The following is a 23426-nucleotide window of genomic DNA, read 5'->3' as shown; positions in this document are numbered from 1 at the left end:
ACGGATACAGATACGGATACGGATCTATGTCCAGAACTGCGCGGTTTCGATGATGTCGCGGTACGCCCACGGATACACGTCGGAGTACCAGCCCGTCTCGGGCACGAAGCACAGAAGCGCGCTGTACAGCACCGACACGGCCACCAGCACGAGCAGCACCTTCATGAGCAGGTTCTGCACGGTCGAACCGGGCTGCAGGTTCTCGTTCACGATGAACACGAGCAGCACCACCGCGGCCAGGAACATGAAGCTGAAGTCGGCGAAGTAGCGTTGCAGGATGCCGGCCATCTCCGCATCGGCCAGCGCCACGATGACGCCGCCCAGCAGCAGCACGACGATGACGCCTGCGATGGTGCGCGTGGAGCGCTGGCTCATGCGCAGCTGCAGGACGCGCTTCGCGAACGGCAGCACCCACAGCACCGGCAGGCACGCGAAGATGCCGCCGAAGGTGACTTCCTTGATGGTCTGCCCCATGTACGTGGTATCGAACGGCGCCGGCTGCAAATACGGGAACACGCCCGTGGCGCTGGGCGGCTGCAGGAAGTACGCGAACAGCGCCGGAGCCAAACGCCCGATGTTCCACCCGCGCTTCGTCATGTCGTTCACCGTGAGGTTGTAGTTCGCCCCGAAGTCCGTGAACGAGCCGAAGCGCGCATGGTTGTACGCCATCAGGCCGGCCGCCACCACGAGGTAGGGCGCGATGAGGCAGGCGAACTCGCGTGCGCCACGCGGGGTGAGCAGCCGGCGCTTGGTGATGTACGCGCGCCAGAACAACGGAAACGCCACCAACGACAGCACCAGCAGCTGCGGGCGGCATCCCGCGACCAGCGCCATGCACAGCGATCCCGCAAGGTACCACTTCTCGGGTCCCGCCGAAGCGCGCCCCTTCATCCAGAAGTACAGACCCCACACCGAGAACGCCAGGCCCAGCGCGATGGGCAGCGAGTAGAACGTCGGGAACTTCAGCAGGTACAGCACGCCGCAGCACATGACCAGCGGTATCTGCAGCAACAGGTACAACCCCAGGCTCACCCGTTTGAAGTGGTAGCGCGCGAACCGGTCCAACAGCGCCGAGCATCCCAGCACGAACGCCACGACGGCGATCAGCACGCCGATGGCCGTGGGGAAATTCGCGCCCGTCAGCAAGTAGAACGGCAGGTAGAACAATATGACCGGCACCACGCCGAAGTACACGTAGTAGTGCCCGTTATAATACGCCACGTCGAAAAGATAGGGCTCTCCCGTCTCCTTCTGCATCTCGTCGCGCGCGCCCTTGTCGTAGGGGTCGTTGGAGTCTTGCAGCCACTGCGGCGGCTCCTCCTCCAGGTACAGCTGGCCGTGAGCCATGGCCTTCGCCAATTCCGCGTACTGCTGCGCGTTGTCACCGCCCACCTCGAATACGTTGACCAGGCTCTTGCCGTCCCACGAGCCGCTGTTGTAGCTTTGCGTGGCCACGCCCACGAGATTCGATCCCAGGAACAGGAACGAGCCCAGCAGACACACCTCGATAGCCACCGTTGCGACGATGGCGGCCTTCGACTTGCGCGGCTCGCTGACGATGCCGATGCGGTAGATGGCCGAGCCCGGACGGAACGCGAACGCCAACGCCAGCAGGCCCATGCAGACGAAGAAGCGCGTCGTGTTGAAGTCGAACGGGTGATGCGCGTTGAGGACGATGTCGCTCAGCTTGATGGGATAGCTCACGTCGTCGCCCGCGATCTCGATACGCAGGTTCTTCACGAGGCCCGTCGTGTTGAGGTTGATGTACTCGCTCTGATCGCTGAACGTGGACACCCCCACCGGTGGCACGCCTACCGTGTACTCCGTGGAGTCGAAGTACGTATGGTGCGCGTCGTCAGTGAACTGGATCTTCACCCTCAGATCCTGCGCAGGCTGCCGGTAGTCGAAGTTCAGCCAGATGTTGTGTACCTCGGTGTTGAGGTTCGAGAACTCCAGCACGTGGTTCACCGCGGTCACCTTGTACTGGTCGTCAACGGTCTCCTGCAAGGTGAGCTTGTCGTTCAGCGAGATGGTGTTGTAGTTCGCCGACGTGAAGTAGTTGATGTTGAACAGGAACGTCTCGAGCAGAAGCGAGATCAGTACGATGGCAAGCGCGCTCTTGATCAGGTGAACCGCCGCCAAGCGGTGCCTGCTCATGAAGCCGTTGTAGGCATAGGCTATGTTCTGGCGTACGGTCGGCATATTGGTATGGAATTATAGATGAAAAAAGGCGGGCGAGGCAGCTCAAGCCCCGTCCGCCTTCAAGATTGCGTGCAAAAAGCGCGCGGACGCGCTTTACAGACCAAGCGCCTGCTTCACGTCGGCGTACACCACGTTCGGATCGCGATCGCCGTCGATGGAGACGAGCAGGTCGCAGCCGCGATAGTAGTCGATCAGCGGAGCCGTGGACTTCTCGTACACGTCGAGGCGGTTGCGCACCGTGGCCTCGTTGTCGTCGTCGCGCTGGTACATCTCGCCACCGCACTTGGGGCAGGTCTCGTCGGCGGCGGTGCCGATGTAGTTGCAGTCGCGGCACATGCGACGCGAGGTGAGGCGCTTGACGATGACCTCGGGGTCAACGTCGACGAGCAGCGCCGCGTCCAGCGGACGACCCAGCTTGGACAGCTCGGCGTCAAGCGCGACCGCCTGCGCGGACGTGCGCGGGAAGCCGTCGAGGATGAAGCCCTTCTCGGTGTCCGGATCCTGCAGGCGCTCGGTGACCAGGCCGATGATGACATCGTCGGGCACGAGGTCGCCCGCGTCCATGAAAGACTTCGCCTTCTGCCCCAGCGGCGTGCCGGCCTTTACGGCAGCGCGCAGCATGTCGCCCGTGGAGATGTGCGGCGTGCCGAACTCTTCAACCAGCTTGGCCGCCTGCGTACCCTTACCAGCACCCGGCGCCCCTAACAACACGATATTCATGATGGTTCAATCCTTTCGACATACAATCGATGCGCCGTATTGTATCAAAGCCCTACGCCGTACGCGCGCATTTCAACAGAAAGACAGGCAGAGCCCGTCAACGACTCGATCGCAAGCGAAACGCCGCCAAACCGTCGCGAATCCCTTCCCTACCCTTCCGTAGCCCAATTGTTCCTCATGTTCTCGGCTGCGACTTCCGATTCCATGTATCTGCGCGTGATGTCCCCGTCTATCCCGGCGCATTCACACAGCTTGCGAACCCACGGCGGCTCCGCATCGCCGATCTGACCGTCCTCGAAGCCGAACAGCCACGCGAGCGGGAACGGTGGAAGCTCTATTGCCCTTCGCAAGGCGCATATCATGGGAACGCTCAAGTCCCTCATGTTCTTCTTGAAAAGACTTGTCAACACAGCAAACTGGCAGAATGTCGACCTGCTATCTATTCCTTCGATTGAAGCTTGGCGCATAGGCGGTTTGGGAATGGCGCGACCATAGAGGATGCCCTGGTGAGCGCACTCATTGCGAACGAACGAGACAGAATGAGCCCAACTCGAAAGCACACGGGAGTCGAAGCCGAAGAAATCACAGACAGTATCGCGGGCATCACCTGCAGCCATGTTCTTGAAAGCCTTGGACAGCATTCCGAGAGGCATCAGCTCTACGGCCGCCCACACCGGAAGCTCTCCGTACTTGTCCATGTTGTGGACGACGAACGATTCCCCCGTCCGTCTCTTGCGGTCGCGTTCAATACGGTAGCGCCGCACCATGTCTTTATGCTCCATTCCGTTTTTGAACGCATCCGGAACAAGGTGGGCGAATTCTCCGTACTGACGCGCAAGGCCATGCGCCATCTGCGCTCTGAAAGCGACCTCGAAATAGGATATGTATTCAAACAGGATAGCTTGGATCATCATGTCGAACACGTAGGCGTTATAGACCGATGCAAGCGAGACAGGCGGACCGATCGTTCTTTTGACCGCTGGAAGATACGCATTCAAGTGATAATAGCCGACTCGGGAGAGCACGGCGTGCGCGGACTTCTCGTCGCCGATCTCGATGCCTTTATCTGCCAGATGCTCTATGAGCTCGCCGTATCCAAGAAACGGCTTGGAAGGCACCTTGGGTTGAAATCCGTCCATAAACAAATAGTCCGGGGCTTTTGCACATCGTTGAGAGGTGCCCCCGGAACTGTCGAAGACTATGTTATCAGGTTCGTCCAGATTGTCAAATTCAGCTGGGTAAGAGCCGAACCCGAACCACAACGGGCTGCTTCCTAGCGTCATGCCCACTCACTCCCTCTCGCTGCCAAGACGCGGCGGGTTCCTCCATTGCTGCACGCTTCGCTGTTTGGCAGATGCCGATCAAAGACAACGATGCCCTTCTCTTCTCCCCTATCCAAGGTCACGATGCCGAGCATCATACCTCTTTTCAAAGTTCAGGGGCAACAGTGGAGCGGCGTCAGCGTTCTATGCACGTTCGGCGCACGCATAGTCGTCGTTTGTACAAATCTTGTACACAGGCGTCGGAAGGGGCAATAAAAAAAGCCCTGATCAGTCGCTTGATCAGGGCTTTTACTTCGACAGATCCCCCTATTTGAAGAAACCTTCGTAGTTGTGCATCTTCAGCTGGCTTTCCACCTTGTTCATGGTGTCGAGGGCCACGCCGATCATGATGAGGATCGAAGTGCCGCCGAACGCCTGGATGAGCGTATTGCCGGTGAAGTAGAAGATGATCGTCGGCACCACCGCGATGGCGGCGATGAAGATGCCGCCGGGCAGCGTGACGCGATGCAGCACGTTCTTGATATAGGTCACCGTCGCCGTGCCCGGACGCACACCGGGAATGAAGCCGCCCTGCTTGCGCAGGTTGTCGGCCGTCTCCTCCGGATTGAACACCATGGAGGTGTAGAAGTACGCGAAGAACACGATGAGCAGCACGGTGAGGATCCAGTTGACCCAGCCGGTGGAGATGGCGTCGGCCACCGCCGTCAGCCAGCCCACGTTGAACAGAGCCGCCAGCTGCGCCGGGAAGTAGATCAGGCAGCTCGCGAAGATGATCGGGATGACGCCCGCCGCATTCACCTTGAGGGGAATGTAGGTGGACTGGCCGCCCATCATCTTGCGACCCTGCACGCGCTTGGCATAGTTCACCGGGATGCGGCGCTGCGCACGCTCCACGAAGATGATCGCGGGAATGCAGGCAAGCACCACAAGCAGGGTGACCACCGTAATCGCGACGCCCATAGTGGTATCGGCCGTGAGGTTCATCGACGAGAAAATGGCGCTCGGCACGCGCGACACGATGCTCACGAAGATGATGAGCGACATGCCGTTGCCGATGCCGCGCTGCGTGATAAGCTCGCCCATCCACATGATGAACGCAGTGCCCGCCACGAGCGTGAACACGACGAGGATGTCGGTGAGGATCTCCGGCACCTCCGTGGAGAACACCACGCCGTACTGCGGCGACTTGAACAGCAGCAGGTAGCCGATGGCGTTGATCAGACCCAGACCCAACGTCAGGTAACGCGTGATCTGCGTGATCTTGCGACGACCCGTCTCGCCTTCCTTAGCCCAGCGCCCGATGGCGGGAATGACGCCCTGCATCAGCTGCATGATGATCGATGCCGTGATGTAGGGCATGATGCCCAGCGAGAACACCGAGAAGTTCGACAACGCACCGCCCGTGAACAGGTCGAGCATGGTCATGGACACGCCCGAGTCCTGGAACGAGTTCGCGAACTCGTTGAACGGGATGCCGGGCACCGGCACGTACGCGCCGAAACGATACAGCGCGAGGATAGCCAGAGTGAACAAGATCTTCTTGCGCAGCTCCGGTACCTTGAATGCATCGATGATCGAGCTTAGCAAGGCTCTTCGACCTTTCCTCCGGCTGCTTCGATCTTCGCCTTGGCGGAAGCAGACACCTTATCCACCTGCACGGTGAGAGCCTTGGTGATCTCGCCGTCGCCCAGCACCTTCACGAGCGCGTCGGCATGCTTGATGATGCCCTTGGCCTTGAGGCTTTCGCCGTTCACCACGTCGCCGGCCTCGAAGGTCTCCTCGAGACGCTTCACGTTGACGGGCAGGTACTCCACGTGGTTGATGTTCTTGAAGCCCGGGAGCTTCGGCAGACGACGAGCGAGCGGCGTCTGACCGCCCTCGAAGCCTGCACCCTTGCCGCCGCCAGCACGCGACTTCTGGCCGTTCATACCGCGACCGGACGTCTTGCCCGTGCCCGACGCGGGACCGCGACCCACGCGCTTGCGGGGCTTGCGCGAACCTTCAGCCGGCTTGAGATCCTTGAGTTCCATGTTAGTTTCTCCTTCTTTCGCTGTCCGGGACCCTTCCCGGCGCTGGCCGCTCGCCGCCCGCAAACTTCCGTAAATCGACCATCGGCGTGCCGGTGCGGCACGCCGACGAATCATTATATCCTACCTGCCAAGTACCACGAAGATTAGATCTCTTCGACCTTGACCAAGTGCTTCACCTTGAAGATCATGCCGCGGACGGACTCGTTGTCCACCTGCTCCACGGAGCGGTTGATCTTGCCGAGGCCAAGCGCGCGCAGGGTCTTGCCCTGGTCTTCCTTGTAGCCGATGGAGCTTTTCACCTGGGTGATGCGCAGGGTCTTCTTTGCGTCAGCCATTAGTTCTTCTCCTTCCAGCCGTAGATCTTGGAGACGGACATGCCGCGACGCTCGGAAACCTGCTCGGGGCTCTCCATGTTCTTGAGGCCCTCGGCGGTGGCCTTGACCACGTTCATCACGTTGTCGGTGCCGAGCGACTTGGCGAAGCAGTCGGTGACGCCCGCCAGCTCCATGACCGCACGAGCCGCGCCGCCGGCGATAACGCCGGTACCGGGCGTAGCCGGCTTGATGAGCACGCGACCGGCGCCGTACTCGCCGATGATCTCGTGCGGCAGCGTCTTCTCGGCCGTCAGCGGCACGCTGAACATGTTCTTCTTCGCGTCCTCGACGCCCTTCTTGATGGCGATGGGCACTTCCTGGGACTTGCCCATGCCCACGCCGACGCGACCGTTGCCGTCGCCGACCACCACGAGCGCGGTGAGCGCGAAGCGGCGGCCGCCCTTGACAACCTTCGACACGCGGTTGATGTAGACGACGCGCTCCTGAAGCTCGGGGACCGCGGCGTTGTCTTGTTTGTTACGAGCCATAGACCTTAACCCCTTCTAGAATTTCAAGCCTGCTTCGCGAGCGGCATCGGCCAAAGCCTTGATGCGCCCGTGATACAGGTTGCCGCCACGGTCGAACACGACTTCCGTGACACCGGATTCCTGCGCCTTCTTGCCCACGATCGCGCCCAGGGCGGCAGCGCCCTCGACGGTCGCGCCGCTCTTGCCCGTGGCCTTGAAATCGGGGCCGAGCGTGGAAACGCCGCAGATCGTCTTGCCGGCGACGTCGTCGATCACCTGCACGTACATGTTGGAGTTGCTGCGCGTGACGCACACGCGGGGACGAGCCGCCGTACCGGCGATCTTTCCGCGAACGCGACGATGGCGACGAGCCAGCGCAGCCTGCTTTTTCTGAAGCTTGTTCATGATAATCCCTTCGATCTCAGTCGTTCGCGGCTCGCGCCTAGTCCTTGCCGGCCTTGCCGACCTTGCGGCGGACATGCTCGCCCTCATAGCGAATGCCCTTGCCCTTGTAGGGCTCCGGCTTGCGCCACTTGCGGATGTTCGCGGCAACCTGGCCGACCTGCTCCTTGGAAGGACCGCTCACGATGATCTCGGTCTGGCTGGGCACCTCGAACGTGATGTTCTCGGGAGCCTCCACCAGCACGGGATGGGAGAAGCCGAGCTGCATCTCAAGATCCTTGCCCTTGAGCGCGGCACGGTAGCCGACGCCCACGAGCTGCAGCTTCTTGGAGAAGCCGGCAGACACGCCCTCCACCATGTTGGCGATGAGCGTGCGCACGAGGCCGTGGTAGGCCTTCGCTTCGCGGGAGTCGTTCGGACGCTCGACGATGATGTCGTCGCCCTCCCGCTTGATGGTCATGATCTCGGGGAAGGTGCGGGTCAGTTCGCCCTTCGCCCCTTTCGCCGTCACCGTCGTGCCGTCGATGGTCACATCGACTCCGGCAGGAACGGTCACGGGCAGCTTGCCAATACGAGACATATCTATCCCTCCCTTTCCTACCAGATGTAGGCGATGACTTCGCCGCCAACGCCCTTTTTACGGGCATCGCGATCGGTCATAACGCCGTTGCTCGTCGAAACGATAGCCGTGCCGAGGCCACCGAGCACGCGGGGCAGCTCGTCCTTGCCCGCGTAGATGCGCAGGCCGGGCTTCGAGATGCGCTTGATGCCGCGGATCGTCTTGGCCTTCTTGTCACCGTACTTCAACGTGATCTCGAGCGTAGCGCGCGGCTCGCCCTCGATGACGTCGTAGCCCTGAACATAGCCCTCTTCCTGCATGATGCGGGCTATCTCGACAAGTTTCTTGCTGGACGGCATGGACACCGTCGGCTTGCCGGCAGAGTTAGCGTTACGCACGCGCGTAAGCATATCTGCAATGGGGTCGGTCATGGTCATAGTGATTTTCTCCTTTGGTCCGTGATGAGCCTGTCGATTCGGTTCGTCGGCGCCCGTAACGCCTCCGCCTGAACCGTGGCACACCCGAGCGTAATCGTCGTGTGGCTTACCACGAAGCTTTGGTCACGCCGGGCAGTTCGCCTTTGTTGGCCAACTCGCGCAAGCAGACGCGGCACAGGCCGAACTTGCGGTAGTAGGCGCGGGGACGTCCGCAGCGCGTGCAGCGGTTGTGCTGACGCGTCGAGAACTTCGGCTCGCGCTTGGCCTTGGCGACCATCGATTTCTTAGCCATGCAAATCCTTCTTTCTTATATCCAGCCCGTCCGATCGTCCGGACGGGCTCGAGTGCACGTTTCAGCGCAGGTTGCCTTGGGGCAGCCTTGGGTGGGACAACGCGGGTTATTCCTTGTCCTTGAACGGGAAGCCCAGCGCGTCGAGCAGCGCGAAGGCGCTGTCGTCGTCCGGAGCCGTCGTCACGAACGTGATGTCCATGCCGCGCGTGCGATCGATCTTGTCGTAATCGATCTCCGAGAAGATAAGCTGCTCGGTGACGCCCATGGTGTAGTTGCCGCGGCCGTCGAAGCTGGTCGGCGAGATGCCGCGGAAGTCGCGCACGCGGGGAAGCGCCGTGGCCAGCAGACGGTCGAGGAACTCCCACATGCGGTCGCCGCGCAGCGTGACCTTGCAGCCGATGGGCTGGCCTTCGCGCACGTGGAAACCGGCGATGGACTTCTTGGCGCGCGTCACGCAGGGCTGCTGGCCCGTGATGATGCGCAGGTCGCCCATGGCGGCGTCCAGCAGCTTGTGGTCGGCAGCGGCGGCGCCCACGCCCATGTTCACGACGATCTTCTCAAGGCGCGGAACCTTATTCACGTTGTCGAGGGCGAGATCCTTCTCGAGCTTGGCCACGATCTCGTTGGTGTACTTTTCCTTCAAGCGAGGAGCAGTCATGTTTTCCTGTATCCTTTCGATGAATTAAACGCAGGATTTCCGACCCTGCGTCCCCAACCGGCCTGGCCGGAGGGGGTCATTGCTCAAAGGGGCGCGCCGCCGAAGCGCCGCGCCGCCTTCATGTGCTAGTCGATGTCCTTGCCGCACTTCTTGCAGACGCGGACCTTCTTGCCGTTCTCGTCGCGCTTGTTGCTGACGCGCGTGGGCTGCTTGCAGCTCGGGCACACCAGCATCACGTTCGACACGTGGATGGGAGCCTCCACCGAAGAGATACCGCCCTGCGGGTTCTGCTGCGTGGGGCGAAGAGCCTTCTTGACGATGTTGACCTTCTCCACGACGACGCGCTGCTTCTGCGGCAGCGAGCGCAGGATCGTGCCCTCTTTGCCCTTGTCCTTGCCGGCCAGGACCTTCACCTTATCGCCCTTTTTGATGTTCATGCTGTTCATTTGCGCACACCTCCTTAGAGCGTTTCAGGTGCCAGGGACACGATCTTCATGTACTTCTTGTCGCGCAGCTCGCGGGCGACGGGCCCGAAGATGCGCGTGCCGCGCGGGGCGCCGTTCGTGTCGATCAGAACGGCTGCGTTCTGGTCGAACTTGATGTAGCTGCCGTCGGCACGACGAACTTCCTTCTTCACGCGAACGACCACGCAGCGGACGACGTCGCCCTTCTTCACGTTGGTGTTCGGCGCGGCTTCTTTAACGCTGCAGATGATGACATCGCCCAGTCCCGCGTAACGGCGCTTGGAGCCGCCCAGGACCTTGATGCACTGCACCTTGCGAGCGCCGGAGTTATCGGCCACTGCGAGCATGGTTTGCATCTGAATCATTGCTTCAACCTAACTTTCATCTCGATAGTCTTTCGCGACGAGCGCGCAAGACTACTGGGCCTTCTCGACGATCTTCACGAGGCGCCAGCGCTTCATCTTCGACAGCGGACGCGTTTCCATGATCTGAACGGTGTCGCCGAGGCCGGCTTCGTTGTTCTCGTCATGGGCATGGAACTTCTTCGTCGTCGTCATCATCTTGCCGTACACGGGGTGCGGCTTGCGCTCCTTGACTTGCACGACGCAGGTCTTGTCGTTGACGGCGCTTACCACGACGCCCTGACGGACCTTGCGGGAGTTACGTTCTTCGCTCATGTGTATCCAACCTTCCTAGCCGACGGGCTATGCGCTCAGCTCGCGGGCGCGCATCTCGGTCTGAATACGCGCGATGTCCTTTTTGACCTGCTTCACGCGGGCGGTGTTGTCAAGCTGGCTCGTAGCCATCTGGAAGCGCAGGTTGAAAAGCTCCGCGCGCGCTTCCTTGAGTTTCGCCTGCAAATCGTCGGCAGACAGCTCACGGATCTCTGCTGCTTTCATTTATTCCTGCCCTTCCGTTTCACGAGAAACAATCTTGCACTTGATGGGCAACTTGTTGATGGCGAGGCGGAGCGCTTCCTTGGCGACGGCCTCGTCGACGCCACCGATCTCGAACATGATGCGGCCGGGCTTGACGACCGCGACCCATGCCTCGGGGTTGCCCTTACCGGAACCCATGCGAGTTTCGGCAGGCTTCTTCGTGATGGGCTTGTCCGGGAAGATCGTGATCCACACCTTGCCGCCACGCTTCATGTAGCGGGTCATGGCGATACGGGCTGCCTCGATCTGGCGGTTGGTGATCCAAGCGGCTTCGAGCGCCTGGATGCCGTATTCGCCGTGGTTCAACCGGGTGCCGCCTTTGGCCTTGCCCTTCATGGAACCACGCTGCACCTTGCGGTGCTTCACGCGCTTAGGTACGAGCATTACTTTGCCCTCCTATCGTTACGATCGTTGCGACGGGGACGGCTGGGGCGAGAGCTGCCCTCGAGCGCCGGCTGGGGAGCCTTCTGGCCGGGGAGCACTTCGCCGTGGTACACCCACACCTGCACGCCGATGGAGCCCATCGTCGTAGCAGCCGTGGCGAAACCGTAGTCGATCTTGGCACGCAGCGTGTGCAGCGGCACGCGACCTTCGCGATACCACTCGCGACGGCTCATCTCGGCACCGCCGAGACGGCCGGAGCACTGGATGCGGATGCCCTTGGCGCCGCTCTTGCGGGCGGACTGGACGGCCTTGCGCATCGCACGGCGGAACGCAACGCGTCCCTCGAGCTGCTCGGCAACGGACTGCGCGATGAGCGCAGCATCGAGCTCGGGGCGCTTGACCTCGACGACCTCGATGGACACCGGACCGTTGGCGACCTTCTCGAGCTTCTTGCGCAGCGAGTCGATCTCAGCGCCCTTCTTGCCGATGACGACGCCCGGACGGGCGGTGGTCACGATGATCTTGATCTTGTCGCCGGCGCGCTCGATCTCGATCTTGGAGACGGCGGCACGGGCGAGCTGCTTGTCCAAAAACTTCCTGATGGCCAAGTCGTTTGCCAGGTTCTTGGCGTAATCCTTGTCGGCGTACCAGCGGCTACGCCATTCCTCGGTAATGCCGAGACGGAACCCGGTGGGGCTTACTTTCTGACCCATGCGGCTTATGCCTCCTCTCGCGGTGCAACGATGATGGTGATGTGGCTCGTGCGCTTGCGGATGCGCGAAGCGGAGCCCTTGGCGCGCGGACGGATGCGCTTGAGCGTGGGGCCTTCGTCGGCGAAGGCGGCCTTCACGATGAGCGTTTCCGGGCGCACGTGGTGCTGGTTCTCGGCGTTGGCCACAGCGGAGTTCAGCGTCTTGGCGACAACCTCGGCGATGGCGCGGTCGGAGAACTGCAGGATCTCGCGAGCGGCGGGCACGGACTTGCCACGAATCAGATCGATGACGATACGCGCCTTACGGGGCGAAACGCGGACATAGCGTGCAATTGCTTTAGCTTCCATTGTTTTCACCCCTTCTTATCTCTTCTTGCCCTTGTCGGCGGAATGACCCTTAAAGGTGCGGGTCGGGGCGAATTCGCCCAGCTTGTGGCCGACCATGGATTCCGTAACGTATACCGGCACGTGCTTGCGGCCATCGTGCACGGCGATGGTGTGACCCACCATTTCCGGGAAGATGGTGCTCGAGCGCGACCAGGTCTTCACGACGTTCTTCTCGCCCGCCGCATTCATCTTCTCGATACGATCAAGAAGGCGCGGTTCAACGAAAGGACCCTTCTTCAAACTTCTACTCACTATTACTCCTTAACGCTTTGCGCTACTTCTTGCGACGGCGGATGATCAAGCGGCTCGAAGCCTTCTTGGGATTGCGGGTGCGATGGCCCTTCGTGGGAACGCCCCACGGGGTGACCGGGTGACGACCAGCGGACTTGTTCTTGCCCTCGCCGCCGCCGTGCGGGTGGTCGACCGGGTTCATGACGGTACCGCGAACGCTGGGACGGATGCCCTTCCAACGGTTGCGACCGGCCTTGCCGATCTTGATGTTGGAGTGCTCGGCGTTACCGACCTCGCCCACCGTCGCGCGGCACGTGATGAGCACGCGGCGCATTTCGGAGGAAGGCATGCGCAGGATGGCGTAGTCGCCCTCCTTGCCCATGAGCTGGATGCTGGTGCCGGCGGAACGGGCGATAGCGGCGCCCTTGCCCGGCTGCAGCTCCACGGCGTGGATGAGCGTACCGACGGGGATGTTGGCCAACGGCAGGGCGTTGCCCGGCTTGATGTCGGCCTCGACACCGCTCATGACGGTATCGCCCACGCGGAGGCCCTTCGGATGAAGGATGTAGCGCTTCTCGCCGTCGACGTAGTGCAACAGGGCGATGCGGGCGCTGCGGTTCGGGTCGTACTCGATGGTCGCGACCTTCGCGGGGACGCCGTCCTTGTTGCGCTTGAAGTCGATGATGCGGTAACGGCGCTTGTTACCGCCGCCCTGATGGCGGGTGGTGATGCGGCCGTTGTTGTTGCGTCCTGCCTTGTTGGACAGCGGCGCAAGCAGCGACTTCTCCGGCGTCGACGTCGTGATCTCGGCGAAGTCCGAGACCGTTTGGAAGCGTCGGCCGGGGCTGGTCGGCTTGTACTGTTTGACTCCCATTGCTTTCCTTTCTGCGGATTCTCGCTCGCACGCCTCTCCGTACACCGAGAATCCTTCGTCTCTTCGTGGCTCCGATTGCCGCCGATGTGCCGCAGGGAGGCTGGGCACGTGCGACTCCGGTTGCCACGCGTCCGGGTGTATCCATCTAAGTCCAGACGCAACCGAGAATTATACGCAGAAAACGCTTTGTATTCAAGAATCGATTTTTGGCGATCATTCGCGAACCCCCTTGCACACAACCTGAACACAAGATACGCAAGCAAAGCCGGACGCTCGACTGCTGAGCGGCCATGCTCGTCCATCGGGAACGTCCGGGCTTTTCGGCTTCGACGGTTTCGCCTGCTTTGAACGGACGGCGAGGCCAGCTGATCAGCGCAAGCGACGCAGCGCCTTTATCTCGCACGCTATCTTTTTAGGGTTGCGTACCAGGCCCCGCCCCATCCGGTAAAGCGGGAGCAGGGGACGCATCCATGCATGACGCCAGAAGAACGGAAAGGCTTCTTGCATCTGCTCCTCGCTGACGAACACGCGGCTTGCAACGTAGCGCTTCTTGACATCAGCGTCATCGTTGGGAGAGTCTGCGCGAATGGCCTCCAGGCGTCGCTCCATCACGGTCTGCCACGTACCGTACGTGCCGCCGTTCATCAGGCGCAGAAGACGCGCCTGGTCGGCATCCGAAAGACCCGCTGTCTTTTGCGCCGGGCCTCTTTCAGCGTCCCGCCCTTGCGCGCAACGGCAAGCCGCTCGCGGATCCTCCAGCGCGCGAAACGACAGCCTGCGCGTCCACTGCTCAAAATCTCGAAGACCCAGCTTGGAAAGCTCGTCTGCAAGATAGGATCGATCGAGACCCTTGCCGCGTGCACGTAGAAACACCAGCTGATCGACCAAAAACCTGATACCGCAACCCGATGCGTCATAATGCTTGAAAGCATGCGAAACCAGGTGCAGGTAGAAGTCATCGTCCGAGAAGCGATACTCCCATCCCCTTCCGCCCCGGCCGGCATCGGACGCCTCGCCTTCGGCGGCATTCGAATCCAAGCGGACGGGCACGGCACGCTGCCAGGGGTTATGGTAGTACGCAGCCTGCGGACTGGAAGGCGATACCAACCTGCGGTGAAGTTCGAAATTGAAGTGAGGGTTCTTAACGAACGACTCATGATTGCCTGCTGTTTTCGATATGGTCCGGTAACCGCGCGCCTCCATAACCTCAACAGCCACACGCACGGCGCGCGCCGTAGTGCGCTCGCGGTCGGCTTCGGTAGCCCCCGCAATCCGAAACCCACCGGCAGGGTCTTCTTCTACGAATCCGTACAGAATATCGTTGTCCGCCATGGATCGCATATGGGGCGACGGATACAAATCCACCAGCAGCGCGCCCTTAAGAGGAAGCCACGACAGGCCGCGATCCGCCAAAGCGGCAAGCACGGCCTCGCGCTCGATGCCGTAGCTCACGCAACGGTACAAGGTCATGTCGGCAGTCGCGCTCCATTCCTTCAGCATGTCTGCCGGAACATCGCGAACCCGGCGAGCCGACGTCCAAGCCAAGCCCTCCACGCTGTTGAACTCCGCCAACGCGTAGACTTCATCCCAAGAGGCGCCTTCGGGCAGCGAACAGGGCTGCACGTCGTTCAATGCACACGACATCAAGTGAATCAAATAGAACGCGCTTTCCCTCATAAGCTTTTCCTTCTTTCAAGATTCGGGCAGCCCTCCGTAGATACGCGACCGCCCACCTGCACGACGCGATCGCACAGAGCCACCGCCCTGCCCCGATGCGTTGCCATGAGCACCGTGCGATCGGGAAGCTCGCGCAAACGACGGATCATCCGCTCCTCGCAAGCGGTATCGAGCGCGGACGTGGCCTCGTCGAGCAGCAACACGGGCGCGCCGCTGTATACAGCTCGGGCAACGGCGAGCCGTTGCCTCTGCCCTTCCGAAAGAGCGGCGCCGCGCTCTCCCAGACGAGCATCGAGCCCGCCGGGCAAGCCGTCGACGAACTCGTCGGCGCAGGCCGCATACAAGGCGTCCCTGACACGCGCGTCATCGGGAGCGCCATCCCCGTCGGCAAACGCAACCACCTCGCGCGCCGTGCCCGAAAGCAGGCAATTACCCTGCGGAACGTACGCGAACAACCCTGGGCGAACCGAGGATGCCGAAATTCGGCGCCCCTCTGCACGCACATACGCGCTTCCCTCGTCAGGCTGATACGCCCCCAGCAGAAGACGCATCGCCGTGCTTTTACCGGCGCCGCTCTCCCCCACAAGCGCCACTACCTCCCCCGCGTGCACATCGAACGAGCAGTCGCACAAAGCCTCGCGCGCGCCGTCTTGATCGTAGCGAAAGAAGGCCTTGTCCAAACCGAACGATTCCAACGAGGAAGCCGGCACTGCCACGGAGTCGCGTCCGCCCGGGTACGCTCCGCCTGCGCAGGAGAAACGTCCGACGGCCTGATCGAGTTCCATGAGACGCTCTGCGCTAGCCAACATGGAGGCGTAGCGCGAGAACAGGGATCCCATTCCCGCAAAGGGCGCCTGCACCTGACCGGTCAGCTGAACAACGGCCATCATGGTGCCGTAGCTGACCGAGCCATTCAAAAGCCCCCAACCGCACCACGCGAAGCACAGGAGGTATCCGCCTTGCATTGCCGCGGAAAGACCCGTGCTGCAGGCGTTCGAGAACGCCATCTTGCGCATGCGAGAGCTCAGATGCTCGTCCATAACCCGACGGCTCTGGCCAATCACCTTGCGCTCGCACCCGAACGAACGCACCATCAGCAAGCTTTCCAAGCATTCCTGCACGTAGCAACGAACGGAGCTTTCCGCCTCCTGCACGCAACGATGAAGCTTTTTCTGATGCGAGCGCAACGCAAGGGAAACCGCGCCAACCAGACAGCCCACCGCCACCAGCACTGCGGCAAGCAGAGGGGCCAGCATGCCCATCACCGCAAGCGACCCGAGTAACCGCGTGATCGAGGACGCCGCTTCGGGAAGCGCTCCGGTTGCCCCCTCGGCCACCACGCGCGCATCGGACGTCATGCGCGCAGACACGTCACCGGTATGTCGTCTCGACGCCAAGCCGAAATCACCTTCGAGCATCGCCGCAAGCGCTTGCTGGCGAAACCGATTCTCAAGCGTGGCCTGGGCCGCCTCGGAGAGCGCGCGGCAGGTGCATAGCACGCCCACCTGCGTGGCAAGAAGAACGCCGAACGCGCACACGGCAGCGGAGAACCCTTGGGACGAGCCCGCCACAGCCTGATCGATGCACGCCCTCATAACAAGGGCGAACGCCACCGCGATGACCGCCGCCACCGCACGCAGAGCCGCAAGGCCAACCACCAGCCATGTCCCCGGCCCGCCCACGCGCACGATCCATCGCTGCACCCGAAACCGATCGCGCAAGGCGTCGACCTGCGCTCCGGCGCTTGCACGCAACGTCATCAGACGCACCTACCCGCTTCGAGAACGAAAGCCTTGACGCGACCGAGCGAGCGACGAAGTCGCATGAGCGCTCGACGCGCCGGATACGCCCCGCACCACGCGCGCACGTAGCACCGATACCCCGTCCCTTGCATGTTCACCTGGGTTTCGCCTCGGTAAAACCCTGTGAGAACACCAAGGACGTCGGCATCGGTTATGTCGTGTTCGCGGCCTATGCAGTTGTCGCCGCAAATCACATACGAATCAGCCAGCACCTCCACCACGCGATGCAGCACATAGCGATCATCGCGCTTGTACAGGGCGACGTCAAAGCGCCGAAGCCGACCGCATGGCGGACGCACCACGACGGTGTCGCATCGGTCGCGGATCATGGGCCACATGCTGACGCCGCTGGTAACCCCCACATAGACGCCCTCGCGCTCAAGCACCTCCGCAATGGTCGACAGCGTCGTCATGCCAAAAAGCCGGCTTTCTGCGCGGTGGCCACGAACGACGCGACATCGCGTTGCGCGGTTTCGAGATCCACGTCGTAGCTTTTCACGAGCTCCTGGGCGATATCTTCCGCATCGTCGCCGCGAGAAAGCCCTTCCCAAATAACGCGACCCGTCCCGTTCAGCTTCACCATGCCATGAAAGTCGCGGCTGGCCTCGCCCGTTGCGATGACCACCGTCTGCCCGGCCACGTCCCTCAGCACGAACCCGTCCTTAATCCTCACGTCACGCTCCTTCCCCTGCATGCCTGGCTCGCATCCAGGCACGATGTGCTTATATCCCAATCCGAGAAGCGCCGCCCCGTCAGCGTCTCAAAGCTGCATCGAACGGCGTCATGCGACACGTCGCACGCCAATTCGTACATCGGAACGCATCCGACCAGCCTGTCCGACAGTTCCAACGTGCGCGCGGCGGCGCGGCTGTCGAACGGCAGATACACTTGCCGTAAAAGCCGGCCAACGCAACCGGAAGCGTCCAGGAGCCCGATGCTGTTCGTTGGAGCCTGCCGCAGAAAACACACGGCGCGAAGCGGCACGGAAGCGTTTTCATGCCAGCCTTCTTTGCCCGCCCACGGCGTGCCGTACGCTACGGGGACGTCGCCCTCGCCGGTTAGGCGAACGATGGGCTTGTCGCCATTGACGATACTGACCGCATCGCCCAAAAAGCGCTTCCACAAAAGCGCGTGCGTCGACTTGCCCGTGCCGCTGGGAGCTGCAAACAGGTAGCCCTCGCCTTGGAACGAGAGCAGAGCCCCATGCACCAGCATGCGATCGAACGCAGGCAAGGCCTCGGCGATCTGCCGATACACCGCAAGCGTCTCCAGGTAGGCGTCCGACCATGCGCCCTCGTCGCGCTCGGCGTCGATATCCTGCGGATCAATGCGCACGTCGATATCGCTCGAGGCGCCTTTCGGCACCTCGTAGCCTGAACACATGTGCTCCACCTGTGAGTACTGCGATGCAACCGACACCGAAAGCCCGGCCAGCTGAAGGCAGAATTGCGGCATCTTAGTAGTACCCCGTCCAACGCTCTCCATCGCCCGACGGACTCTGCTCAGCCGGAGGCTTTTGCTCATCGGACGGATTGTCGGATCCGGGCGAGCCGAAGTCCACTGTGTTATCGGCAGAATTTCCGCCGGAATTCTCATTGCCCGATTCGGGCGCGGGCTGATCGCCCGCCGCCTCCGGCCCCTCGCCCGAAGCCGCTGCGCCAGAAGAGCCTTCCGTGCTTGGCAGAGGCTGTACTGCATCGCCGGACTCATCAGGCGCGCTTATCTGCTGCTTCGCATCTTGGACGGGCTTGTCCGTAGAGGGAAGCGAGTTCTCGGGCGTCGCCTTGTCGGGTTCGCCATTTAGCAGGCCGGTGCACGCCAAACCAATACCTCCAACAAGAATGACCGCCGCAGCGGCAACCGCAGCGGTGATTGCGATATGTTTCCGTTCCATCGATCAACCGCCCTTCATCAACACGACAGGGGCGCAACCCGTGCGCCCCTGTCGCCCTTGCTATGCTTTAGAGTGCGTGAGGAAATTCCACGGTATCGTCGCCAGGCATGGAGGAGCACACAACGTCCTTGCCCTCGAACTCGACTACTTCCATGCTGGGAGTTTCATACTTCATTGCTTAAACCTACTCTTTCTCTCGTCCCTCTAAGCGAGGATCTTTTGTGCATACTCTTTCTCTTCCGCCGAAGCGTTCGGAGAATCTAGGATGAATTGCGCCACCTTATTCACTGAACGAATCTGCGCAGTTGGTTCTTTAAATGTCACCGTAGTGCCATCGGAAGTTTTGTACGTTACATACATTTCGACTGAAATATCTTCCGCATAGTCGTTCTTGGGAACATTGAGGAAAACCAAGTTTGTATCGATCACGCCGGAGTCATACAGCGCTTGATGCTCAGCCACCTTGGTGTAGTCGGTGCCTTTAATTGTGTACTTCCAACCAGAGCTCACAAACTGCATTTCTTCTGGAAGGAATAGCGAGTACCCAAAACGCAAGCCTTCTGATACCGAGGGCGTAGCATCCATGCGAAGCGATCCGCCCTTGAACTTCATCACGTCGGCGATGTTCACGAACTTCGCGTATACAGTGCCCTCGGTCGCGGTGCTGGGAGTGCCGTACTGGCTGTCGGCGTACCAGCCCGCGAACGTCTGGCCTTCAGGAGCAGTCGGCGCGGTCCACGTGCTCGGATCGGCTGCATTCGTCTTGAACTGCGCGACGTTGTACGCATTGTCAGCATTCGGAGCAACGTAGTACAGGCCGTTTGCCTCGGTCTGCTTGTAGTTCTGGCTATTCACATACTGCGAAACATTGCTGTTGAACACGCCGCCCGTTACCGAGCAGGTCACGTTCTGGCCGATGCCGAGCGCACCCGCCTCGCCGGAGATCTTGCCGCCCTCGATGTTCAGCGTGGTAGTCTTGCCCTGCTCGCCGACGGCAGAGATGCCGTACTGACTGGGAGCCGCAGAACGCGCGGAGCGGGACTCCAGCTTCGGAGTTGCTGCCTTAGCCTCAACCACGCCGCTCTTCACCGTCAACGTTGCACCCGCCGCAACCTTGATGCCGTCGTTGGACGAGCTTGTCACCGTGGCACCGTCGAGCGTCACCGTACCGGCAACCTCCACGGCAGGAGCCTGAGTGCTCGTCGAGGAAATCACGCCGGAACCCTTCGCATCGCTGATGACCAGCTCGGCGCCTTTGCCGACCTTAACCGCCGCATCAGTGCCCGACGTGGTAACATCGTTGCCGTTCAGCTCGATGGCCACCGGCTTCGCTTCGGTTCCAGTTTGAGGGGTGGGAATGGTGATGCCGCCAGTCTCGGCAACGTCGCCCGCCAGAACCAGCGAGCCGCCCGACTTCTGCACTTCCTCAACTACTTCGCTGACGCTCTTGGCAACACCCGTGGCATTGCCGTCTTTGTCGACAACTTGGACTTTGTTCTCGGTCTCAGAGGCCTTCTTCACGGTGTACACGGTTTTATCGGTATTCGGCTCCACCAGGTAACCGTCGGCCACGCATCCTGCCGGAATCTGGGCACTGAAGGTGCCACCGGTCAGGGACACCAGAGCGGCTTCGCTCGGAACGCTCCAGCTCTCGACGTCGAACGATCCGCCGGTCACCTTCAGAATGGCCTGCTTGGAGATGCCGTGCTGGGAAGCGTAGCTGCCCATGACAACTTTGCCCTTGAACTGCACGTTGCCGCCCACGGTCATCTCGCTAGATGGCAGATCGTTGCTCCACGTATCAACCCACAACGCACCCTGGATGTCGCCGCCGCTGACGGTCGCCTGGCCCCAGTTCTGGATCGCCGAATTTACAGACGTAGCCTGTACGCCATCTTTTTGGGTGTACGTTTGATCCTGAGTGCGGAAAGTGCCGCCGTTCACGGTCAGCTTGCCGTAGTCGTCGTTCTTCACGACGATGAACCCGGGCTGCTCGAAGGTGCCACCGTTCACGATAAGCGTGTTCGCGCGATCTGCCGCGACTCCGCCGTTCCTCACCAGCGAAGCAGCGCTCCATGTATTCTTCGCTTCATCGTAAAAACCAGAATTGTTCGAGAACGAACCGCCATCGACCGTCATCGTTCCCTGGTTGTCCACGACGTAGTAGCCCGCCGTCTGGGAGTCGTTGCGCTTCACCGCACCGCCGCCGACCGAATCCTTGATGACCAAAGTACCGTTGTTGGTCAGCGCGGCCTTGCTTGCAACCGTCCCGCCGTTCAGCGTGTAGCCAGCCAAGTCAAGCGTGCAGTTAGCAGTCGCAGGTACAGTGACGTTCTCGGTCGCATTCGCGATCAGGGAAATGGCCTGGCCGTCCGCCGTCGCATCGATGGCGTCCTGCAACGAAGCGTACTCGATATCGCCCACCTTGGCGACAGCGACAGCGGCCACCTCCCACATGCTGTCAACCGTCTGGGTCGTCTCGTACCCCGCAGGGATGTACGCAACAGGATCGCTGGAATATGTGCCGCCGGTAACGAATCCGGCCATGTTATCAGACAGGATGGCGCCTACCGACCCCTTGAACGTCCCGCCGGTGATGGCAAGAGAGTCGATATACGGGGTGCTTGCCTTGGCATTATCCTGCACGTGAGCAAGATTGTACTCGTCGATGGCGTAGTAGCTTGCGCTTTCCAACGTGCCTCCGGCGATGTCAATGTTCATGTGACCGTAATAGCCCGTAGCGGCCTGCGACCCCTTGCTCACAACGGCCAGCGCAGCTCCGAAATTGTAGTTGCCGTCGCCGCTGGTCTTGTATTTGCGCGTGCCGTCGCCTTGATACGTCGACTTCACAACCGCGTCTCCGCCGATCGAGAGGTTGCCGGAATCGATCTCGATTCCGGTCCAGCCCTCGACGGTGCCGCCCGTGATGCTCACATCGCCATATCCTGGCAGGTACATGGCGCAATCCTGAGCGCTCTTGATCGTGCCGCCCGTGACATTGACGGCGATGCCGCCGTAATCAAGAGAGCCGTTGCGAGTTCCGTTGCCCGAAACGGCGAACCCGCCATCGACGGCTCCGTTCGCATACGTGTTCTCGATGGTACCGCCGGTCACATTGAGGGTCGCACCGTTGCCGTACGGATACACGGTTGCTGCATAGCCACCGCTGTTCGCGATAGTACCGCCCTCAAGCGTAAGCGTAGAGGATACCGCATTGCTCGGATCCGGCTTGGATCCGTCGGTGTACTTCGTATCCCCAACCACCTCGAAGCCGTATTTGACGAGCTGGATCTTGCCACCCTCGGCAGAGTCCCTAACCGTAAGTTTCGCGCCATCAGTCACTTTGGCGCCGATTGTTTCATCGGCGACGATCGACTTCCCATTCAGATCGAGCACGATGCTCTTGTCCGCACCCGACACCTGCAAGGCGTCTCCGCTCCTAGAAAGCTGCACGTCGTTCGTCAAGGTCACCGTATCACCAGGTTGAGCTGCCGCGATGGCGTCTTTGAGGCTTGCGTAGTAACCGGTTCCCACGTTAGCTGCGAAATCGTTGACGGTCCCAATCGTAGCATCGGGTCCCACGTCAAACGTCCATGCAAGATCTTTCGCCGCATCCCAATAGCTGATGCCGATCGATCCGATCGTACCGCCGGTAATCTCGGTGGAAACCGTAGAGCTGCTATGATCCTGACCAGCACCGCTCGCTTCCCAGAAGCTTCCCTCGGTATACACGCTGTCGATGGCGCCGGCCTCGATAACGGTGCGCGGATGCGTGCCGACGACATAGTTGCCGGTAGTCACCGCATAGCCGCCTTGAGGAGCGGCGATACTCGCATTGGCTCCCCGAACGGTCAGGTTGCCGCAGTTGTTGACGGTCGAGTCGCCATTGCCGAGGCCCGAAGCCTGCACGACAACGTTTTCGAGCGTCAAGTCACCGTAGTTCTTGATCATGAAGTGCAGGCCCGCGTTCGCGCTGGCCGTCATGGTGCCGTTCTTGATGACCACGGTGCTGCCCTTGATAAGCTGCATGCCGTTCGTCTCGGTGCCTGTGGAGCCAACTCCCTGCACGACGTTGTACGTATGGCTGTTCAAATCGAGGATGACGTTCTTGTCGCCGTTGATTTTAACTCCGCCGGTGGCATCGCTGTTCAACGTGATGGTTGTCGGCGTGGCCCCCGAATCTGGAACGGCGGCGATGGCGGCGGCGAGCGTGTCGTACGCGGTGCCGTCGATGGTGGCCACTGCAGTTGCATTCTGCGTTTCTCCAGCTGCAAATGCAACCGGAGTCTCCGTCGTCTTGACAACGTCGACGATCTCGGACGACTCAACCGTCGGTTCTGCGCTCGAGTCGGTCACCTGCTCTTCAACAGGTACGACCGGCTCGGTTTCCGCCACCTGCGAACCGACCACGGCAGAACTTTCCTCGCCCGTATCAGCCCATGCGGCAATGGGCGCATTCATGGAAACGACCATGGATGCGCTAAGCGCCACTGCTAGCAGCTGATCCGCTCCTTTTCTTTTCTTCATACGGCCCCGCCTTTCTCGTCTGCTTTTGCTCAGTCTTTTGCTAGTACGTATGCATGTATGCCTTCCAGCAAACGTAATCGCTCGGTAATGATGAGCAATGAAAATAGAATAC

28 protein-coding genes are annotated in these 23426 nt (G+C 61.0%); all 28 read right to left on the bottom strand.

Annotation, left to right across the window (positions count from 1 at the left end; genetic code table 11):
• Positions 1 to 24 precede the first annotated feature (24 nt).
• The 28 genes from GT613_RS07880 to GT613_RS07745 all read right to left on the bottom strand — a co-directional run bounded on the left by GT613_RS07880 (position 25) and on the right by GT613_RS07745 (position 23314).
• Entirely contained in the window at positions 25 to 2202 is a 2178-nt protein-coding gene (locus GT613_RS07880) for a cytochrome C oxidase Cbb3 (RefSeq protein ID WP_161172577.1), read from the bottom strand.
• 93 nt (positions 2203 to 2295) lie between these two features.
• Positions 2296 to 2922 (bottom strand): adenylate kinase, encoded by a 627-nt coding sequence (locus GT613_RS07875; protein ID WP_009306335.1) that lies wholly within the window; start codon positions 2920 to 2922, stop codon positions 2296 to 2298.
• A gap of 149 nt (positions 2923 to 3071) precedes the next feature.
• Complete coding sequence (locus GT613_RS07870) at positions 3072 to 4205, bottom strand: Abi family protein (RefSeq protein WP_114519568.1); 1134 nt, start codon at positions 4203 to 4205, stop codon at positions 3072 to 3074.
• A gap of 306 nt (positions 4206 to 4511) precedes the next feature.
• On the bottom strand, positions 4512 to 5792 hold the full coding sequence (secY, locus tag GT613_RS07865; RefSeq protein ID WP_009607815.1) for a preprotein translocase subunit SecY: 1281 nt from the start codon (positions 5790 to 5792) through the stop codon (positions 4512 to 4514).
• Positions 5786 to 6235: a 50S ribosomal protein L15 gene (gene rplO / locus GT613_RS07860; protein ID WP_009306337.1), complete on the bottom strand. Its 450-nt coding sequence runs from the start codon at positions 6233 to 6235 to the stop codon at positions 5786 to 5788. The genes secY and rplO overlap by 7 nt, the downstream gene beginning before the upstream one ends.
• 143 nt (positions 6236 to 6378) lie before the next feature.
• On the bottom strand, positions 6379 to 6570 hold the full coding sequence (rpmD, locus tag GT613_RS07855) for a 50S ribosomal protein L30 (RefSeq protein WP_009306338.1): 192 nt from the start codon (positions 6568 to 6570) through the stop codon (positions 6379 to 6381).
• Positions 6570 to 7097 carry a 30S ribosomal protein S5 gene (gene rpsE / locus GT613_RS07850; protein WP_009306339.1) on the bottom strand — a complete coding sequence of 176 codons (528 nt, stop codon included), beginning with the start codon at positions 7095 to 7097 and terminating at the stop codon, positions 6570 to 6572. Before rpsE ends, rpmD begins: the two co-directional genes overlap by 1 nt.
• A 15-nt stretch (positions 7098 to 7112) precedes the next feature.
• Complete coding sequence (gene rplR / locus GT613_RS07845; RefSeq protein WP_009306340.1) at positions 7113 to 7481, bottom strand: 50S ribosomal protein L18; 369 nt, start codon at positions 7479 to 7481, stop codon at positions 7113 to 7115.
• 37 nt (positions 7482 to 7518) lie between these two features.
• On the bottom strand, positions 7519 to 8058 hold the full coding sequence (gene rplF, locus GT613_RS07840; RefSeq protein WP_009306341.1) for a 50S ribosomal protein L6: 540 nt from the start codon (positions 8056 to 8058) through the stop codon (positions 7519 to 7521).
• A gap of 17 nt (positions 8059 to 8075) precedes the next feature.
• Complete coding sequence (gene rpsH / locus GT613_RS07835; RefSeq protein WP_009306342.1) at positions 8076 to 8474, bottom strand: 30S ribosomal protein S8; 399 nt, start codon at positions 8472 to 8474, stop codon at positions 8076 to 8078.
• Between the two features lie 106 nt (positions 8475 to 8580).
• Entirely contained in the window at positions 8581 to 8766 is a 186-nt protein-coding gene (locus tag GT613_RS07830) for a type Z 30S ribosomal protein S14 (RefSeq protein WP_009306343.1), read from the bottom strand.
• 106 nt (positions 8767 to 8872) lie between these two features.
• Positions 8873 to 9424, bottom strand: a complete 552-nt coding sequence (gene rplE / locus GT613_RS07825) for a 50S ribosomal protein L5 (protein ID WP_009306344.1) — start codon at positions 9422 to 9424, stop codon at positions 8873 to 8875.
• 125 nt (positions 9425 to 9549) lie between these two features.
• A complete protein-coding gene (gene rplX, locus GT613_RS07820; protein ID WP_174262984.1) occupies positions 9550 to 9861 on the bottom strand; it encodes a 50S ribosomal protein L24 in 312 nt (103 codons plus the stop codon).
• Positions 9862 to 9884: 23 nt separating this feature from the next.
• Positions 9885 to 10253: a 50S ribosomal protein L14 gene (gene rplN, locus GT613_RS07815; RefSeq protein WP_009306346.1), complete on the bottom strand. Its 369-nt coding sequence runs from the start codon at positions 10251 to 10253 to the stop codon at positions 9885 to 9887.
• 51 nt (positions 10254 to 10304) lie between these two features.
• The gene (gene rpsQ, locus GT613_RS07810; protein ID WP_009306347.1) at positions 10305 to 10565 is read right to left on the bottom strand and encodes a 30S ribosomal protein S17; all 261 of its coding nucleotides are present in this window, start codon (positions 10563 to 10565) and stop codon (positions 10305 to 10307) included.
• A 27-nt stretch (positions 10566 to 10592) separates the two neighbouring features.
• Positions 10593 to 10787 carry a 50S ribosomal protein L29 gene (gene rpmC / locus GT613_RS07805; RefSeq protein WP_009306348.1) on the bottom strand — a complete coding sequence of 65 codons (195 nt, stop codon included), beginning with the start codon at positions 10785 to 10787 and terminating at the stop codon, positions 10593 to 10595.
• Positions 10788 to 11210, bottom strand: coding sequence for a 50S ribosomal protein L16 (gene rplP / locus GT613_RS07800; RefSeq protein WP_009306349.1), 423 nt, complete (start codon positions 11208 to 11210; stop codon positions 10788 to 10790).
• On the bottom strand, positions 11210 to 11923 hold the full coding sequence (gene rpsC, locus GT613_RS07795) for a 30S ribosomal protein S3 (RefSeq protein WP_009306350.1): 714 nt from the start codon (positions 11921 to 11923) through the stop codon (positions 11210 to 11212). The genes rplP and rpsC overlap by 1 nt, the downstream gene beginning before the upstream one ends.
• A 5-nt stretch (positions 11924 to 11928) precedes the next feature.
• Complete coding sequence (rplV, locus tag GT613_RS07790) at positions 11929 to 12270, bottom strand: 50S ribosomal protein L22 (RefSeq protein WP_009306351.1); 342 nt, start codon at positions 12268 to 12270, stop codon at positions 11929 to 11931.
• A 15-nt stretch (positions 12271 to 12285) separates the two neighbouring features.
• A complete protein-coding gene (rpsS, locus tag GT613_RS07785; protein WP_009306352.1) occupies positions 12286 to 12561 on the bottom strand; it encodes a 30S ribosomal protein S19 in 276 nt (91 codons plus the stop codon).
• 22 nt (positions 12562 to 12583) lie between these two features.
• Positions 12584 to 13414, bottom strand: coding sequence for a 50S ribosomal protein L2 (gene rplB, locus GT613_RS07780; protein ID WP_009306353.1), 831 nt, complete (start codon positions 13412 to 13414; stop codon positions 12584 to 12586).
• 369 nt (positions 13415 to 13783) lie between these two features.
• The gene (locus tag GT613_RS07775; protein ID WP_009306354.1) at positions 13784 to 15091 is read right to left on the bottom strand and encodes a nucleotidyltransferase family protein; all 1308 of its coding nucleotides are present in this window, start codon (positions 15089 to 15091) and stop codon (positions 13784 to 13786) included.
• Positions 15088 to 16851, bottom strand: a complete 1764-nt coding sequence (locus tag GT613_RS07770; RefSeq protein ID WP_009306355.1) for an ABC transporter ATP-binding protein — start codon at positions 16849 to 16851, stop codon at positions 15088 to 15090. The genes GT613_RS07775 and GT613_RS07770 overlap by 4 nt, the downstream gene beginning before the upstream one ends.
• Positions 16851 to 17306, bottom strand: a complete 456-nt coding sequence (locus GT613_RS07765) for a S24/S26 family peptidase (RefSeq protein WP_009306356.1) — start codon at positions 17304 to 17306, stop codon at positions 16851 to 16853. The genes GT613_RS07770 and GT613_RS07765 overlap by 1 nt, the downstream gene beginning before the upstream one ends.
• Positions 17303 to 17566, bottom strand: a complete 264-nt coding sequence (locus tag GT613_RS07760) for a PqqD family protein (protein WP_009306357.1) — start codon at positions 17564 to 17566, stop codon at positions 17303 to 17305. Before GT613_RS07760 ends, GT613_RS07765 begins: the two co-directional genes overlap by 4 nt.
• Positions 17563 to 18348 carry a hypothetical protein gene (locus tag GT613_RS07755; RefSeq protein ID WP_009306358.1) on the bottom strand — a complete coding sequence of 262 codons (786 nt, stop codon included), beginning with the start codon at positions 18346 to 18348 and terminating at the stop codon, positions 17563 to 17565. Before GT613_RS07755 ends, GT613_RS07760 begins: the two co-directional genes overlap by 4 nt.
• 1 nt (position 18349) lies before the next feature.
• Positions 18350 to 18787: a hypothetical protein gene (locus tag GT613_RS07750; RefSeq protein ID WP_009306359.1), complete on the bottom strand. Its 438-nt coding sequence runs from the start codon at positions 18785 to 18787 to the stop codon at positions 18350 to 18352.
• A 204-nt stretch (positions 18788 to 18991) separates the two neighbouring features.
• Positions 18992 to 23314: a hypothetical protein gene (locus GT613_RS07745; protein WP_009306360.1), complete on the bottom strand. Its 4323-nt coding sequence runs from the start codon at positions 23312 to 23314 to the stop codon at positions 18992 to 18994.
• Positions 23315 to 23426 lie beyond the last annotated feature (112 nt).

Origin of the sequence: Eggerthella sp. BIOML-A4, assembly GCF_009875575.1 — a bacterium.
Taxonomy (GTDB): Bacteria; Actinomycetota; Coriobacteriia; order Coriobacteriales; family Eggerthellaceae; genus Eggerthella; species Eggerthella lenta.
Note: the sequence above shows the minus strand (reverse complement) of the source record. Positions and strands in the feature narration are given on the sequence as shown.

Coding starts and splice junctions, on each gene's coding strand:
- GT613_RS07770 (WP_009306355.1), bottom strand. CDS start 16,851: ATGACGTTGCGTGCAAGCGCCGGAGCGCAGGTCGACGCCTTGCGCGAT.
- GT613_RS07745 (WP_009306360.1), bottom strand. CDS start 23,314: ATGAAGAAAAGAAAAGGAGCGGATCAGCTGCTAGCAGTGGCGCTTAGC.
- rpmC (WP_009306348.1), bottom strand. CDS start 10,787: ATGAAAGCAGCAGAGATCCGTGAGCTGTCTGCCGACGATTTGCAGGCG.
- GT613_RS07765 (WP_009306356.1), bottom strand. CDS start 17,306: ATGACGACGCTGTCGACCATTGCGGAGGTGCTTGAGCGCGAGGGCGTC.
- rplX (WP_174262984.1), bottom strand. CDS start 9,861: ATGAACATCAAAAAGGGCGATAAGGTGAAGGTCCTGGCCGGCAAGGAC.
- rpsC (WP_009306350.1), bottom strand. CDS start 11,923: ATGGGTCAGAAAGTAAGCCCCACCGGGTTCCGTCTCGGCATTACCGAG.
- rpmD (WP_009306338.1), bottom strand. CDS start 6,570: ATGGCTGACGCAAAGAAGACCCTGCGCATCACCCAGGTGAAAAGCTCC.
- rplF (WP_009306341.1), bottom strand. CDS start 8,058: ATGTCTCGTATTGGCAAGCTGCCCGTGACCGTTCCTGCCGGAGTCGAT.
- rplE (WP_009306344.1), bottom strand. CDS start 9,424: ATGACTGCTCCTCGCTTGAAGGAAAAGTACACCAACGAGATCGTGGCC.
- rplV (WP_009306351.1), bottom strand. CDS start 12,270: ATGGAAGCTAAAGCAATTGCACGCTATGTCCGCGTTTCGCCCCGTAAG.
- GT613_RS07775 (WP_009306354.1), bottom strand. CDS start 15,091: ATGAGGGAAAGCGCGTTCTATTTGATTCACTTGATGTCGTGTGCATTG.
- GT613_RS07875 (WP_009306335.1), bottom strand. CDS start 2,922: ATGAATATCGTGTTGTTAGGGGCGCCGGGTGCTGGTAAGGGTACGCAG.
- rpsH (WP_009306342.1), bottom strand. CDS start 8,474: ATGACCATGACCGACCCCATTGCAGATATGCTTACGCGCGTGCGTAAC.
- rplP (WP_009306349.1), bottom strand. CDS start 11,210: ATGCTCGTACCTAAGCGCGTGAAGCACCGCAAGGTGCAGCGTGGTTCC.
- GT613_RS07755 (WP_009306358.1), bottom strand. CDS start 18,348: ATGCCGCAATTCTGCCTTCAGCTGGCCGGGCTTTCGGTGTCGGTTGCA.
- rplB (WP_009306353.1), bottom strand. CDS start 13,414: ATGGGAGTCAAACAGTACAAGCCGACCAGCCCCGGCCGACGCTTCCAA.
- rplN (WP_009306346.1), bottom strand. CDS start 10,253: ATGATTCAGATGCAAACCATGCTCGCAGTGGCCGATAACTCCGGCGCT.
- rplR (WP_009306340.1), bottom strand. CDS start 7,481: ATGAACAAGCTTCAGAAAAAGCAGGCTGCGCTGGCTCGTCGCCATCGT.
- rplO (WP_009306337.1), bottom strand. CDS start 6,235: ATGGAACTCAAGGATCTCAAGCCGGCTGAAGGTTCGCGCAAGCCCCGC.
- GT613_RS07750 (WP_009306359.1), bottom strand. CDS start 18,787: ATGGAACGGAAACATATCGCAATCACCGCTGCGGTTGCCGCTGCGGCG.
- rpsQ (WP_009306347.1), bottom strand. CDS start 10,565: ATGAGCGAAGAACGTAACTCCCGCAAGGTCCGTCAGGGCGTCGTGGTA.
- GT613_RS07870 (WP_114519568.1), bottom strand. CDS start 4,205: ATGACGCTAGGAAGCAGCCCGTTGTGGTTCGGGTTCGGCTCTTACCCA.
- GT613_RS07830 (WP_009306343.1), bottom strand. CDS start 8,766: ATGGCTAAGAAATCGATGGTCGCCAAGGCCAAGCGCGAGCCGAAGTTC.
- rpsE (WP_009306339.1), bottom strand. CDS start 7,097: ATGGCTCGTAACAAACAAGACAACGCCGCGGTCCCCGAGCTTCAGGAG.
- GT613_RS07880 (WP_161172577.1), bottom strand. CDS start 2,202: ATGCCGACCGTACGCCAGAACATAGCCTATGCCTACAACGGCTTCATG.